The organism is Streptomyces sp. NPDC101152, assembly GCF_044768275.1.
In the GTDB taxonomy this organism is placed as follows: Bacteria; Actinomycetota; Actinomycetes; order Streptomycetales; family Streptomycetaceae; genus Streptomyces.
In genome coordinates, this window is sequence record NZ_JBIWPO010000039.1 from 1 (window position 1) to 15195 (window position 15195).

Below are 15195 nucleotides of genomic sequence, written 5' to 3' on the forward strand. Positions count from 1 at the left end.
CTTCCTTCGTACTCACCCTCTCGGGCTTTCCTCCGGGCGCTTCCCTTCGGTCTTGCGTTTCCGACTCTATCAGATCCTTTCGGCGTCTGATTCCCAGTCAGCGGGAGTTGTCTTCCCGGCCGTTGGGCCGTTCCGACGTCCCAAACCTTAGCGGATTCTCTCGGCGATTCCCAATCGGGCCGCCGAGCCCCGTATCGAATTGAATTCGGACACGCCGAAATCAACCCGCTCGGGAGATCGTGCTTGTGGTTTGGGTTGCCGCTGATGCGGCGGGAGTGCTGCCGCAGAACCGTTACGGCTCCGTGGCAACCCGAAGAACTTTACGGATCCGGCAGAGGGTTGTCAAGCGTCCGCTGTCAAGATCTTTTAGTCCAGGTCGTTCAGGCGTCCGCCCGCGTCCGGCTGGGCGTGTTCCACCCTGCGCAGCAGGCGGGTGAGGACGTCTCCCAGACTAGCGCGCTCGTCGGCGGAGAGGTCCTGGAGCAGGTCCTCCTCGAAGACCGTGGCGAGGCGCATCGCCTCGAGCCACTTCTCGCGGCCCCCCGCGGTCAGTTCGACGATGACGCGGACGCGGTTGGTCTCGTCGCGCTCCCGGGTCACCAGTCCCTCGGCGACCATGCGGTCGATCCGGTGGGTCATCGCGGCCGGCGTCAGGCCGAGGCGCTTGGCGAGGTCGCTGGGGCCCAGTCGGTAAGGGGCGCCGGAGAGGACGAGGGCCTTGAGGACCTCCCACTCGGCGTTGCTGATGCCGAGGGCGGAGGTCTGGCGGCCGTAGGCGACGTTCATCCGGCGGTTGAGCCGGGACAGGGCCGAGACGATCTGCTCGACCTGGGGGTCGAGGCCCTGGAACTCACGCTGGTAGGCGGCGATCTGCTCTTCGAGCGTCGGCTCGGTGGCACCGGGGGTCTCGGCCATGGGCGCAGTATCGCACGGGGGTCCTTTGCCTCGAAGTCCTTGACTCTGTACTCTTTAGCTTCACGAAATTTATCTTCGAAGTCTTCGGTTGTAAGTGCTGCATGACTTCAACTACCTGAGAGAGGTGAACGTGACCAGGGCGATGGGCGCAGCGATGCGCCGGATCCACGTGGGCAACGCACTCAGCGCGTTCGGGCTCGGCTTCACCGTCCCGTACCTGTACGTCTACGTGGCGCAGGTGCGTGGGCTCGGAGCCATGACGGCGGGGCTGGTCCTCGCCGTCTTCGCTGTGGCCGCGCTGGTCGTGCTGCCGTTCGCCGGGCGGGCCATCGTCCGGCGCGGTCCGCTGCCGGTCCTGCTCGCCGCCCTGGTCACCGCCGCCGTGGGCGCGCTGAGCCTGGGGCTGGCGGGCACCGCGACGGCCGTCCTGCTGTCGGCGGCCGCGCTCGGTGCCGGGCAGGCCGTGATGCAGCCGGCGCTGGCGACGATGATCGTCGACTGCTCGACCGCCGACACGCGCTCCCGCGACTTCGCCCTTCAGTTCTTCCTGCAGAACCTGGGGCTCGGCATCGGTGGGCTCATCGGCGGCCATCTGGTTGACTCTACGCGCGTCGACTCCTTCACTCTGCTGTTCTCCATCGAGGCTGCGGTGTTCCTCGGGCTGATCGCGGTGATGGCGACCGTGCGGATGCCGCGCGCCCCGCGCGTCGAGGGGGCTCCCGCGGGGACGGCCAGGTCCGGCTGGAAGCAGTTGCTCGGGAACCGGGCGATGGTGCAGCTGTCGGTGCTGGGCTTCGTGCTGTTCTTCGCCTGCTACGGGCAGTTCGATTCGGGTCTGAGCGCGTACGGGGTCGAGAAGGCCGGGATCTCGACGTCCGCGTTGGGGACGGCGCTGGCCGCCAACACGCTGATGATCGTCGTCGCGCAGTTCGCCGTGCTGAAGTTCGTCGAGCGCCGGCGCCGGTCGCGGGTGATCGCGGCCGTGGGACTGATCTGGGCCGTGGCCTGGGTCGCGGCCGGGTACGCGGGGCTCGGACACGGTAGTCAGGAGATGGCGACGGCCGCGTTCGTGTCGACGTACGCGCTGTTCGGGCTGGGTGAGGCGATGCTGTCGCCGACGCTCGCCCCGCTGGTCGCCGATCTGGCGCCGCGCGGGATGGCCGGGCAGTACAACTCGGCTTTCGCGCTGGTGAAGCAGCTCGCGCTGGCCGTGGGGCCGGCGGTGGGCGGGCCGCTGGCGGCCTCCCTGCCGGCGCCGTACGTCGTGACCTTTCTGCTGTTCTCCCTCGGGATCACCTTCCTCGCCCTGCGCCTGGGCCGTCGGCTGACCGCCGTGCAGGACCAGCCGTGGCGGAGGAAGAGCCTCGTCGTCGCACAGGGCGGGGCGCCCGTGGAGTCAATGGCCGGGTGACGGTCGCGTCCTCAGGGGCGCGGCAGGACGAACTCGCACCAGACCGCCTTTCCTCCGCCCGGTGTCCTGCGCGCCCCCCAGGACGAGGCGATCGTCGCCACGATGGCGATGCCCCGGCCCGACTCGTCGCCCGGTTCCGCGCGCCGCCGGCGGGGAAGGTGGTCGTCCCCGTCGGTCACCTCGATGATCAGGCGGCGGTCCGTGCGGCGCAGCCGCAGCCGCATGGGGGGCGTGCCGTGCTGGAGGGAGTTGGCGACGAGTTCGCTGGCGGCCAGGACGCCCAGGTCGTGCAGTTCGGGCGGGAACCGCCAGCTCGTCAGCACGCCGGAGGCGAAGGCACGCGCGCGTGGGGCCGCTTCGACGCCGCCCAGGAGTTCCAGCGCGGCGTTGCGGAAGAGCTCGCTGTCGGGGCCCGTACGGGCCGGGTGCTGCAGGACCAGGACGGCCACGTCGTCGTCGTGGTCCGCGGTGACGCCCGCCGAGCGGACGAGGCGGTCGCAGACGACCTGGGGGGTGCCGGTCGCACCGGACAAGGCGCGTTCCAGGGCCGCGATGCCCTCGTCCAGGTCCTCGTCCCGGCGTTCCACCAGGCCGTCCGTGTACAGGACGGCGGTGGAGCCGGGGCCGAGCGGGATCGAACCCGAGGCGTGCATCCAGCCGCCGGTGCCCAGCGGCGGGCCCGTCGGTTCGTCGGCGCGCAGCACCACGCCGCTCTCGTCGCGGACGAGGATCGGCAGGTGGCCGGCCGAGGCGTACACCAGGCGGCCCTCGTTGGGGTCGTGGATGGCGTACACGCACGTGGCGATCTGGTTGGCGTCGATCTCGGCGGCGAGGCCGTCCAGGAGCTGCAGGATCTCGTGCGGGGGCAGGTCGAGGCGGGCGTAGGCGCGGACCGCCGTGCGGAGTTGGCCCATGACGGCCGCCGCGCGGACGCCTCTGCCCATGACGTCGCCGATGACGAGGGCCGTGCGGCCGCCGCCGAGGGTGATGACGTCGTACCAGTCGCCGCCGACCGCGGCCTCCGTGCCGCCGGGCTGGTAGGTGGCGGCGATGCGCAGGTCGTCCGGCTGTTCGAGCTCCTGGGGGAGCAGGGAGCGCTGGAGGGTGACCGCGGTCTCGCGCTGGCTGCGTTCGCTGGCGCGCAGCCGCTCGGCGGCCTCGGCGTGGTCGGTGACGTCCGTGGCGAACACCAGGACCCCGCCGCCGTGGCCGTCCGGGGTGTCGCCCTCGGTGACCGGGGTGCAGCTGAAGGTGTAGGAACGGCCGTCGGGGGCCTTGCGGGACTTGAGCGTGCGCGGTCGGCCGCTGCGCTGGACCTGGTCGAGCAGGGGCAGCAGGCCCAGTTCGTCGAGTTCCGGGAGGGATTCTCGGGTGGGTCTGCCGAGCGGGCGCGGGCCGAAGGCGGCCACGTAGGCGTCGTTGACGTAGGCGACGCGGTGGTCGGGGCCGTGGACCAGGGCGACGAGGGCCGGGACGCGGTCGAGGACCTCGCGCACGGGGAGTTCGTCGACGGCCGGCACCGGGCGTGTGTCGTCGGTGAGTTGTTCGGCGCGGGCCGCGGGCACGGAGCCCGCGCCCTCGGCCTGCCGGTCGGGGACGGCCACCTGGTCCGTCCGCGCTGCAGCGCGGCGCTGCGTTCCGGGGAGCCGGGCGCTCCAGCGCGTGAAGTTCACGAATCCTTGCCTCGTGTCGTCGTCTTCGGCGTCTTCGGCCCACTCCGGACCCGGCCGGAGGGCTGGGGGGTGACACCCCCGGAATGCAGCACGGTGGGGAAAGCCTCTTGGGTTCTCGAGGGCGAGCGGTGCTCGCCGCGGGCGGGGATCAGTCTGGCAGTGTGGCCTACCGGGGCGACATCCGTCAGACGCCCACCCGGTCGGTGGAGTTCCTCGCTCCGGTCAGGACGACCCCTTCGGGTCGTCGGCCGGGTCACCAGGAGGCTTTCCACCGGCCGCGAGTTCGAACTCCGCACGGGGATGTTCGAGCGAACCGAGCGAGACGATCTCCCGCTTGAAGAGGCCCGAGAGGGTCCATTCGGCAAGCACACGGGCCTTGCGGTTGAAGGTGGGCACCCTGCTGAGGTGGTACACCCGGTGCATGAACCAGGCCGGGTACCCCTTCAGCTTGCGGCCGTAGACGTGGGCGACCCCCTTGTGCAGGCCCAGCGAGGCGACCGAACCGACGTACTTGTGGGAGTACGTCCGAAGGTCCTCGCCCCTCAGCGCATGTGCGATGTTGTCGCCGAGGACCCGGGCCTGGCGCACCGCGTGCTGGGCGTTCGGGGCCGTCTCCGCGCCGGGCTGTTCGGCGGTGACGTCGGGGACGGCGGCGGCGTCTCCCGCCGCCCACGCGTGCGTGACGCCGTCGATCGTCAGCTGGGGGGTGCATTTCAGCCGACCTCGTTCGGTGCGCGGGAGGTCGGTGGCGGCGAGGAGGGGGTGCGGCTTCACGCCGGCCGTCCACACGAGCGTGCGGGACGGGAAGCGGGCCCCGTCGCTGAGGACGGCGACCCGGTCGGCGCAGGACTCGAGGCGGGTGTTCAGCCGTACGTCGATGTTGCGGCGGCGCAGCTCGGTGACCGTGTAGCGGCCCATCTCCTCGCCGACCTCGGGCAGGATGCGGTCCGAGGCCTCGACGAGGATCCACTTCATGTCCTCGGCCTGGACGTTGTGGTAGTGGCGCGTGGCGTAGCGGGCCATGTCCTCCAGCTCGCCCAGCGCCTCCACGCCCGCGAAGCCGCCGCCGACGAAGACGAAGGTGAGGGCGGCGTCACGGATCGCCGGGTCGCGGGTGGAGGAGGCGATGTCCATCTGCTCGATGACGTGGTTGCGCAGCCCGATGGCCTCCTCGACCGACTTGAAGCCGATGCCGTGGTCGGCGAGACCGGGGATCGGCAGGGTGCGCGAGATCGAGCCGGGCGCGAGCACGAGTTCGTCGTACGACAGCTGCTCCGCGCCCGCGCCCTCCTCCTCGGTGGCGAGGGTGGTGAGGGTGGCGGTGCGCTTGGCGTGGTCGATCGAGCGGACCTCGCCGATGACGACATGGCACTGGTCCAGTACGCGGCGCAGCGGTACGACGACATGGCGCGGGGAAATGGAACCGGCGGCCGCTTCGGGCAGGAACGGTTGATAGGTCATGTACGGGTCGGGGGTGACGACCGTGATCTCCGCCTCGCCTCGCCGCAGTTCCTGTTTCAGCCTCCGTTGCAGGCGCAGCGCCGTGTACATCCCGACGTAGCCGCCACCGACAACGAGAATGCGCGCACGTTCCTTCACCATCCCATGACGCACCCGGCGCGGGAGTTTGTCCACAGCCCCGACAATTTGTATGACAGCGGGTCGGGGATCTCCGGAGTTGGCCGAATTGCCCAAGTGCGCGGAAGGAACGCAGGTCAGTGGGTGTGCGCCGGGTAACATCCGGGGGTGCAATCGGGACTTATACCACCCGTGGTCCGATCGGGGGGGCGCTCCGTGCGGAACGTGCCCCTTCTGAATTGACCCCCTCTCAACTATGTTCGTGTGTCGACGGGGTGTAGGGGGATGCGCTTCATCGGGTCCAGGTCCGCGACGGGCGGGCGGGTGATCCGTTCTTCTCCGCACGCTCCGGCTTTCATGGCGGGGAGAGTCTCCGGGGGGAGACGTCATTACCGGGGGAACACTTATGCATGTTCAGGACTCTCATTGGTCGTCCGCACTCGCGGCGGGCGGCGTGGTGAGCGCGGCGGGCAACGGACGCGCGAACGGACCGCGTACGACGCCGCTGCGCGTGGACGCACAGCGCAATCTGGAGCACGTGCTGCGGGCGGCGCGCGAGGTGTTCGGCGAGCTGGGCTACGGCGCGCCGATGGAGGACGTGGCGCGGCGGGCGCGGGTGGGCGTGGGGACCGTGTACCGGCGGTTCCCCAGCAAGGACGTCCTCGTGCGGCGGATAGCCGAGGAGGAGACCTCCCGGCTCACCGACCAGGCCCGGGCGGCGCTCGGACAGGAGGACGACCCGTGGTCGGCGCTGTCGCGGTTCCTGCGGACGTCGGTGGCCTCGGGGGCGGGACGCTTGCTGCCGCCCCAGGTGCTGCGGGTCGGCGTCGCCGAGGAGCGGGGTGACGGGGGCGGGTTCGACGAGGCGCGGGTGCCGCAGCAGCGGGTGCCGGGGGCCGGGGCCGGGGAGCTCCGGTTGGTCTCCGAGGGCACCGGGCCGGGTGTGTCCGCGCAGGACGACACCGGGGCCTCGGCGCTGCTCGAGGTGGTGGGGCAGTTGGTCGAGCGGGCTCGGGCCGCGGGGGCGTTGCGGGCCGACGTCTCCGTGTCGGACGTGCTGCTGGTGATCGCCACCGCCGCGCCGTCGCTGCCGGACCCGGCACAGCAGGCCGCCGCGTCCGCACGACTGCTGGACATCCTGCTGGAGGGGCTGCGCTCTCGGCCCGCGTGATGTTCGTGTGGGTGGGGTGACTTCCCACCCACACCGTCACTGTCGCGGCGCGCATGACTCGAAAGGGTGCACCAGGGCGTCAATGGAGGCTTCCCCGGAGGGTGAGGGCCAGTGCGGCTCCGGGGGGAATCCCCACGGATGAGTGGATGTCGTGCCCTCGGGGGGTCCTGAACAAAAGCCAATATGGCACTCTGACCCGGTGTTCGGGACTGGTGGGTCGGGCGGGGGCTATCTGCGATGAGTGGCGACGGGCGGGACGGGTCGCTGGACGACGGTGACCCGGAGGAGAACGGCTCCCCGCAGGTACCGAGTCAGGGAGGACGCGTCGGCACCCCGCGCGGCGACGACCTGACCGACGCGCCCTCCATCCCGGCACAGGGCGGCGAGCCCGTCGAGGGAAGCGTTCCCGCCCAGCGCGACCGGCGGGAGGGCGGCGGCGTGCTGCCGCCGCCCAGGGAGTTGCGCGCCTCCGACGCCGACCTGATCGACCGGATGCGCTCGGGTGACGACACCGCGTACGAGGAGCTGTACCAGCGCCACGCGGAGGCCGTGCGCCGGTACGCCCGTACCTGCTGCCGTGACGCCCACACCGCGGACGACCTGACCGCCGAGGTCTTCGCCCGCACGCTCCAGGCCGTACGCGGCGGACACGGCCCCGAGCACGCCGTACGCGCGTATCTGCTCACCACGGTGCGCCGGGTCGCCGCCGGCTGGACGAAGTCCGCCAAGCGCGAGCAACTGGTCGACGACTTCGCGGTGTTCGCGGCACAGGCCGCCCGCTCGTCCGAGGTCTCCGACGACGACAGACTGGACCTCGGCGCCGACGTGCGCGCGATGCACGAGGCCGAGCAGTCGATGGCGATGCAGGCCTTCCGGTCGCTGCCCGAGCGCTGGCAGGCCGTGCTGTGGCACACCGAGGTGGAGGACGAGTCGCCGAGCGAGGTCGCCACGCTGTTCGGGCTGGACGCCAACGGCACGCGCGTGCTCGCCAGCCGCGCCCGTGAGGGGCTCAAGCAGGCCTATCTGCAGGCGCACGTCAGCGCCACCCTCGTGGCCGACGAGGAGTGCGCCCGGTACGCCGACCGGCTCGGCGCCTACGCCCGCGGCGGGCTGCGCACGCGCGCCGAGCGGGGACTGCGCAAGCACCTCGAGGAGTGCGCCAAGTGCCGGCTGGCCGCGGGCCAGATCGAGGAGGTCGCCGGCGGCATTCCCGCCGTCGTACCGGTCGCCGTCATCGGCTGGTTCGGCGCCGCCGGGTACGCCAAGGCGATCGGCCTCATCGCCGGCGGGGCCGGTGCCGGGGCCGCCGCGGTGGCGAGCGGCGGTTCGTCCGGGGGCGCGGGCGCCGGCGGCGCGGCGGCCTCCGAGGGGCTGGGCGCGCCCGTGAAGGCCGGCATCGCGGCCGGTGTCGTCGCGGTGGCCGGCGTGGCGGTGGCGCTCGCGCTGGCCGGCAGCCCGCATCCGGCCAGGAAACCGGACGCCAAACCGCCGGTCTCGACGCCGGTCGTACGGCCCGAGTCGCCGAAGCCCACGCCCCCGACGCAGCAGCCGACACCGCCGGACGTCGTCCCCGTGGCGGACTTCCCCACCCCGACGCACGCCTCGCCGCCCGCACCCCGGCCGAGGCCCACGCCGACCCCGGCCCCCACTCCCGCGCCGAAGCAGCCCCCGCAACCGAGCCCGACGCCGACGCCCACCCCCACGCCGACCCCGCCTCCCCCACCGGCGCCTCCCGCCGTCTACCAGTGGAGCGAGCTGTCGTACGACATCACCGGCGACGGCACCAAGCCCGAGATGCGGATCGGTGACAGCAGCTGGGTGTGGCAGCGCTACGGCCTGTCGATCGGCGGACGGCGGTTCGCCCGAGGCGTGAGCGTGCACGGCGGGTCCTCGGTCACCATCGACCTCAACCGCGGCTGCACCGCCTACGACGCCGCCGCCGGCATCGACGACACGACCCTGGGACTCGGCAAGGTCCGCTTCGCCGTGTACGCCGACGGTGTCCGGCTGTGGAGCTCCGGGCCGGTCGAGGGAGGCGACCCGGCGGTCCCGGTCCATGTGGACCTCGCCGGGCACCGGACCGTACGGCTGGCCGCCGAGCCGAACAACGCCTTCGACTCGCTGACGCTCGCGGACTGGGCCGAGTCGAGGTTCACCTGCGCGTAGTCGACCGGCCCGGTCACCGCTCGCTCACGCGGCCGGATGGCTGCGCAGGGCCTCGGTGAGCTCGGCGAACAGGTCGTCCGGGGTGAGGGCGGCGCCCCTGGCGTACTCCGCCTCGTAGCGCTCGGCGGACAGGGTGGCGCGGGCGGCCTCGCCGGCCTGCTCGGCCCGCGCGCCCTCCGGCATGAGACGCGGCCGGCCGTCACGCCACGTGTCCGCCAGCGCCAGCAGCAGGGCCGCGCGCGCATGGTCGCCCAGCTCGCTCAGGACCTCCGCCGTGGTGTCCAGCAGGGTCGCCACGATCACTTCGGCGCAGCGCTTCTCCACCGCCTCCCGGACGGCGTCGACGAGCTTCGGCAGCCCGTGGACCGGGCCCGACTCGGCGGCCGTCACGCAGGCGTCCACCGCCATCAGCATCACCAGGAACTGCGGCGGCGGCGTACCCCGTCCGGTCTCCGCCCGGGCCTGCTCGCACAGCTCGCGCGCCCGGGCCGGATCCTTGTCGTCCAGGGCGATCTGGGCGAGCGTCAGCAGGACGAACGCCTTCGAGTCGACCACGGCGTGCCGCTCGGCGGCCTCACTCGCCTCGTCCAGCAGGCGCAGCGCGGACCGGCGATCGCCCGCGCGGAAGGCGATCTCACCGAGCCGGGCCAGCAGGAACGGCGTCTCGGTGTAGGCGCCGACCTCGTACGCCAGCCGCAGTGCCTCCTCGTACTCGGCCTTGGCCTCCGGGTGCCGGCTGCGGGCCATCGCCGCCTCCCCGGCCGCGCTGCACACCTGAGCCCGCATCCAGCGGTCGCCGACGCGGCGGCTGAGCACCCTGAGTTCCGCGAGGTCCTCGTCGACGCCTTTCATGCCGCCCGGCGAGTCGACGGCCATGTGGGTACGGAACATCAGGGAGACGCCGATCGCCCAGTCGTCGCCGTACGTACGGCAGTTGGCGACTGCCGCGTCCATGGCGGGGCGCAGGTCCGTCGAGCCGTCGAGGACGATGGTCGCCAGCGGCCACACCAACCCCGGCATCCGGGCCGCCTCCGGGCCGCCGGGCTCGTAGAAGTCGCGCAGCCGGGCGACGTGGCGCCGCAGCCGTTCGTCCAGCAGGCCGTCCAAGCGCTCCGTGTCCGACCTGAGGAACAGGTGCAGCATGCGGAGGTTCATCCGAAGCGTGTGCCGGGGGTGGTGTCGCTCGGCGTCCGGGGCGGCCAGGAAGACGTCGACGGGGTCGGGAACGTCGCCGGCGAAGGCGGCCGGGGCTGCCGTCGGGTCGGCGTGCCGGGTACGGCGGCTGTCCAGGGTGGCGCCCAGGCGCAGGGTGCGGTCCACCCAGGCGACGCTCTCCTGGCGGTAGTTGCGCAGCCACCAGAACCAGCCCATGGCCAGGACCAGGGCGCCGGCCTCCTCCTCGTCGCCCTCGGCGAGGGTGCGGTCGAGGGCCGCGCGGATGTTGTCCAGCTCGGTCTCCAGGCGCGCGATCCACGGCAGTTGGCCGGCGGACCGCAGCAGCGGCTCGGCCCTCTCCACCAGCGCGCGCACCCACGCGCGGTGCCGCCGTTCGGCCTCGGCACGCAAGTCGGGGACCTCGGCGGCGCGCTCGACGGCGTACTCATGGATGGTCTCCAGCATGCGGTAACGCATGGTGACCGGGCCGCCCTCGTCGTACGGCGTCTCGTGCGGGGTCGCCACGATCAGGGACTTGTCGACGAGGGCGCCGATCAGGTCGGCGGCGGGGCCGGTGCAGACGGCCTCCGCGGCGGCGAGGTCCCAGCCGCCGGCGAAGACGGAGGTCTCGCGCAGGACCGTGCGCTCCCGCTCGTCGAGCAGGTCCCACGACCAGTCGACGACCGCGCGCAGGGTCTGCTGGCGGGGCAGGACCGTGCGGCTTCCGGAGGTCAGGAGGCGGAAGCGGTCGTCGAGGCGGTCGGCGATCTGCCGCGGGGTGAGCAGCCGCAGCCGGGCCGCGGCCAGTTCGATGGCGAGCGGCAGACCGTCCAGGCGGCGGCAGATCTCCGCGACGGCCTCGCGGTCGCGCAGCACCACGTCCGCGTCGAGGCGGGCGGCCGACGCGCGCTCCTCGAAGAGGCGGTGGGCCTGGTCCGGGGCGAGGGGTTCGACCGGGCGCACCGACTCGCCGGGGACGCCCAGGGGTTCACGGCTGGTGGCGAGGATCGTGAGCCCCGGGCAGTGGGTGAGCAGCGTCTCGGCGAGGGCGGCCGCTGCTTCGATGACGTGTTCGCAGTTGTCAAGGATCAGGAGTTGGCTGCGCGGGGCGCAGTACTCGACGAGCAGGGCGAGCGGGTCGTCCTGCGGGGCCGTCAGCTCGGTGGTCATCAGCACGGTCTCGCGCAGACCGAGCGCGCTGACCACCGCGCCTGGCACCGCCTCCGGCCGGTCGAGCGGCGCCAGTTCGACCAGCCAGGCCTGCGGGAGCCCGGCGGCGGCTTCCTCGGCGAGACGGGTCTTTCCGGAGCCGCCCGGTCCGGTGAGGGTGACCAGTCTGGCTCCTTGCAATGCGGAACGGATGGCGTCGAGCTCTGGTTCCCGGCCCACGAAAGAGGTAAGTCGGGGACGGATGTTGCCGGTTGGGGTGGGGGGATGGGGGTGCGGGTTGGGGTGGGGTGCGTTGAGGAGTTCTGTGTGGAGGGCTTGGAGGTGGGGGCCCGGGTCGGTGCCCAGGCCCTCGGACAGGGCTCGGCGGGCCGTCTCGTACGCGGCCAGGGCGTCTGCGCCGCGGCCGGCGTCGCGCAGGGCGCGGATGAGGAGGGCGTGGAGGGGTTCGTCGTAGGGGTACGCCGCGGTCAGTTCCCTCAGGTGCGGTACGGCGGTGTGGGCGCGGCCCAGGCGCAGGTCCGCGTCGATGCGGGCGCGGGTCGCCTCCAGATGCAGGGCGTTCGCGCGGGTGGCGGCCGTGCGGTCGGGGAGGTCGGCGAGTGCGGGGCCGCGCCAGAGGGTGAGGGCCTCGTCCAGGGTGCGGGCGGCGCGGGGGGCGTCGTCCGCTGTGAGGGCCGTGGTGCCTTCGGCGACCAGGCGTTCGAAGACGTACAGGTCGATGTCGTCCTCGGTGGCGGCGAGGCGGTAGCCGCCGGGGGTGGAGGTGATGGCGTCCTTGCCGAGGGTGCGGCGCAGGCGGCCGATGAGGGCCTGGACGGCCGCGGGGGCGTCCTGGGGTGGGGTGTCGGGCCAGACCTCGTCGATGAGGGTGGTGGGGGGTGTGACGCGGCCGGGGCGTAGGGCCAGGACGGTGAGGAGGGTGCGTAGGCGGGGGCCGGGGATGGGTACGGGGGTGCCGTGGTCGTCGGCTGCTTCGGTGACGCCCAGGATTCTGTACCGCACGGGGTCATTGTCGCCGGAGTTTCGCCCCCGCCGCCCCTACCCGTCCCGTCTCCAGGGGCTGCTGCCCCCTCGGCCCCGCCCAGGGGGCCCCGCCCCCTGGACCCCCGATCGGCCCCGAAAGGGCCTCGTCCTCAAACTCCCCCAGAGGGGGACCCCCAGACGGGCTGGATTTACCGACCGGCGTCCAGATGTGCCGGCGCCTCTTCAGGTTCTTCAGGCCACCCCCGCCCCGCCGCCCGACGCCAGCGCGCCCCGTCTCGGGGAGATGCCCGCCGGGACCGCTCGTTGGCGGGCGGGGGTGCCTGTCCAGCAGGTGCCTCGGCGGGCGAGGAGGCGGCGGAGCCAGAGTTCCAGGGAGACCAGGTCGGCCAGGCCGTCCAGGGGGAGGGGCTCGCCCGCTGCCGCCGCGCGCAGGGCCTTGCGGACCACGCGGGCCTCGACCAGGCCCGCCTCGGCGAGGAGGGGGGTGCCGAAGAGGGACATGAGGGAGTCGGCGGAGGTGCGCAGGCCGGTGCGGGCGGCGACGGCCGCGGAGGCGTGGGAGGGGGCGCCCCAGCCGGGCGGGAGGTCGCGGACGCCGGCGCCCTCCAGGACCGTACGGAGGATGGCGGCGCGGGCGCCCGGCTGGACCCGTAGGGCTTCGGGGAGGGTGCGGCAGGCGCGGACGACCTGGTTGTCGAGGAACGGGGCGTGCAGGCGCTGGGAGCGGATTTCAGCTGCCTGTTCGAGGACGCGGACGTCGGCCGCCTGACGGGCGAGGGCGGCACGCGCGCGGTGGTCGCCCGGGCGTTGGCCGGGGCCGACCCCCGAGCGGTTCGTCGCGGCCTGGAGGCGAACCGATACTTCAGCCAGGGCCTCACCGGTCAGCCAGCGGGCCGCGGGGCCCGGTCTGGCCCAGGTGAGGGCGGCCAGGGAGGCTCCGACGGCGCCTCCGGGCTCGTCGAAGCGGCGCTGGAGCAGGCGCTCGGCGAGCAGGTCGAGGCCCGCCCGGTAGGGGGTACGGGCCAGCCGGCGGGCCGCGCCGTACACGCGCGCGGGGACCATCACGGAGCCGTCCGCCTTCGCCAGGGCGGCGACCGGGCGCACCAGGTGGCGGCGTTTGCGGTCCATCAGGAGGTCGGCCAGGCGGGCCGGGTGGGCGTCCAGGACCTGGCGGGCGCCGTAGCCGGTGAAGTGGTCCGCGCTGCCGGCGGCGAGGCGGGCGCGGTGGCGGGCGGCCGTCACGAGGGACGGGGCCGGTTCGTCGGTCAGCGGGCCGTCCAGGTCGGCGTAGGGGAGGGTCTCCTCGCCGCCGGTGACGACCACGTGGTGCAGGCGGGGGTTGGCCGCCAGGGCGCCGGCGCGTTCCAGTTCCGCCTCGCGGCCGCCCACCGTCAGGTCGTTGAAGGTGACCGCCAGCAGGCGCTCGCCCGCGCCCGTGCCGTGGCCGAGGACCGTGCCCGGCATGCCCGGCAGGCCGGCGGCCAGGAGCGCGAGGGTGCCCGAGGCGGGGCCGCCGGAGAGATCGGCGCCGATCCCCGCGACCGGCATACCGCGCGCGGCACGGCGTTCGGCGGGGCCCATGCCGGGGACGGGTCCGGGGTCCATGTCGACGCCGGGGACGTGCCGGGGTGCCGACAGACGCGCGCGTACCGCGTCCACGAGTGCGTCGCGGACCGCGTCGACGGCGCTGTCCGGGTCGGCGGAGGGGGCGGCCACCGCGAGGGAGGCGACCGGCTCGTAGCCGGCGATCTCGCGCGCCCCGGTGCGCAGGATCAGCGCGTGCCCCGGCGGAATGCGCCGTACGCCGTCGTACGGGGTGGAGTCGTGCAGCGCGGCCGGGACGTCCGGGGCGGCGAGCAGGGCTGCCAGATGGCCGAAGTCGAGGTTGGCCTCGATGAGGTCGGCGAGCGGCAGGGCGGCGGTGGCGTAGGCCGTTCCGTCGGCCCAGGGGGTGTAGAAGACCGGGCGCGCGCCCGCGAGGTCGCCGCAGACGGTGATGCGGCGGCCGACCTGGACAATGGCCGTGTAGCTGCCCGGCCAGGCCGTCAGATGGCGCAGTGCGCCCCCGCGCGCGGCGAACAGGCCGACCCGCAGTTGCTCGTCGGTGGCGCCGCAGGTGCCGAGGACCGCGATCCGGGTCTGCGCGTCGGCCCTGACCACCCGCACCTCGTCGGGGCGCCAGTCGCCGACCGCCCACAGCGGATCCGGGTCGCCCCACAGGAGTTGGGAGCCCACCGGATGCACGGTCTCGCCGTCCGCCCCGGTGGCCCCCGCGGAACCGATCCCGGCGGCCCCCGCGGCGGTGCTGCTCCATCCCACCAACCACCGCATCGACGCCTCCACAGGCTGTGGACAACCAGTGCACCGAACGAACCGGTTCACCATGCTGCCATGAAGAAGGCGTGCTGGAGGGGCGGCGAAGCCGCTTACGACCCTGGGAACGCGCCGGGGCGCTCACCCTGTCGGGGAGATCCCCCGGCCGTCAACACCCGGGCGGAACAGGGAGGCTGCGACGCGAATGCGCCCCCAAAACGCTCCCCGAAAACTCCGTTCGCGCCCTCAAGTGCCGTGGTGGGAGCGGTAATCACCCGGCGAACACGGGGGCGATTTTCAGCCAAATCGGCGATGCGGGGACACGCCCGCACACGCTCCGTACCGACACTGCGCGCCACCAAGTCAGGCGCGCAGCCCGGGAGGTGGAGTTCACCTCCCGGACCGGTCCGCCGCCCGCGGGGATGAAGGCGGCGGTGTCCCCCAGCCCACTGGATCCAGTACAGCGGGCCGACCCACGCACGATCCATGGAAGCGCTCCCGAGGTGGCCGGAGAAGAGCGCACGGACGGGCGCACGGCCACACATCGGGAGCACGAGGCAACCGCGCGTATCGGACCCGCACTTCAGTACGGACCACAATCCCGCCATCCGGAACAATGCCCCTTAACGCTTGGGATGCGGCGAACTACGCTGGGTTTA

At 73.1% G+C, this 15195-nt stretch carries 8 protein-coding genes; 3 read left to right on the plus strand and 5 right to left on the minus strand.

Annotated elements, in window-relative coordinates:
• Positions 1-366: 366 nt before the first annotated feature.
• Positions 367-915, minus strand: a complete 549-nt coding sequence (locus ACIRVK_RS33940; RefSeq protein ID WP_404253977.1) for a MarR family winged helix-turn-helix transcriptional regulator — start codon at positions 913-915, stop codon at positions 367-369.
• A gap of 130 nt (positions 916-1045) precedes the next feature.
• Between ACIRVK_RS33940 and ACIRVK_RS33945 the strand changes: the two genes are divergently transcribed.
• Complete coding sequence (locus tag ACIRVK_RS33945) at positions 1046-2326, plus strand: MFS transporter (RefSeq protein ID WP_404254071.1); 1281 nt, start codon at positions 1046-1048, stop codon at positions 2324-2326.
• A gap of 11 nt (positions 2327-2337) precedes the next feature.
• Here ACIRVK_RS33945 and ACIRVK_RS33950 read toward each other — a convergent pair whose 3' ends face one another.
• Together ACIRVK_RS33950 and ACIRVK_RS33955 are read right to left on the minus strand one after the other, a co-directional pair.
• Positions 2338-3999 (minus strand): SpoIIE family protein phosphatase, encoded by a 1662-nt coding sequence (locus ACIRVK_RS33950; RefSeq protein WP_404253979.1) that lies wholly within the window; start codon positions 3997-3999, stop codon positions 2338-2340.
• Positions 4000-4221: 222 nt separating this feature from the next.
• Positions 4222-5601, minus strand: a complete 1380-nt coding sequence (locus tag ACIRVK_RS33955; RefSeq protein WP_404253981.1) for an NAD(P)/FAD-dependent oxidoreductase — start codon at positions 5599-5601, stop codon at positions 4222-4224.
• Positions 5602-5983: 382 nt separating this feature from the next.
• Here ACIRVK_RS33955 and ACIRVK_RS33960 point away from each other — a divergent pair, with 382 nt between their 5' ends.
• A complete protein-coding gene (locus ACIRVK_RS33960) occupies positions 5984-6748 on the plus strand; it encodes a TetR/AcrR family transcriptional regulator (RefSeq protein WP_404253983.1) in 765 nt (254 codons plus the stop codon).
• A 237-nt stretch (positions 6749-6985) separates the two neighbouring features.
• Positions 6986-8914 carry a sigma-70 family RNA polymerase sigma factor gene (locus tag ACIRVK_RS33965; protein WP_404253985.1) on the plus strand — a complete coding sequence of 643 codons (1929 nt, stop codon included), beginning with the start codon at positions 6986-6988 and terminating at the stop codon, positions 8912-8914.
• A 24-nt stretch (positions 8915-8938) separates the two neighbouring features.
• Here ACIRVK_RS33965 and ACIRVK_RS33970 read toward each other — a convergent pair whose 3' ends face one another.
• Positions 8939-12241 carry a BTAD domain-containing putative transcriptional regulator gene (locus ACIRVK_RS33970; RefSeq protein ID WP_404253987.1) on the minus strand — a complete coding sequence of 1101 codons (3303 nt, stop codon included), beginning with the start codon at positions 12239-12241 and terminating at the stop codon, positions 8939-8941.
• Between the two features lie 213 nt (positions 12242-12454).
• Positions 12455-14554 (minus strand): asparagine synthase-related protein, encoded by a 2100-nt coding sequence (locus ACIRVK_RS33975; protein WP_404253989.1) that lies wholly within the window; start codon positions 14552-14554, stop codon positions 12455-12457.
• Positions 14555-15195: the final 641 nt, after the last annotated feature.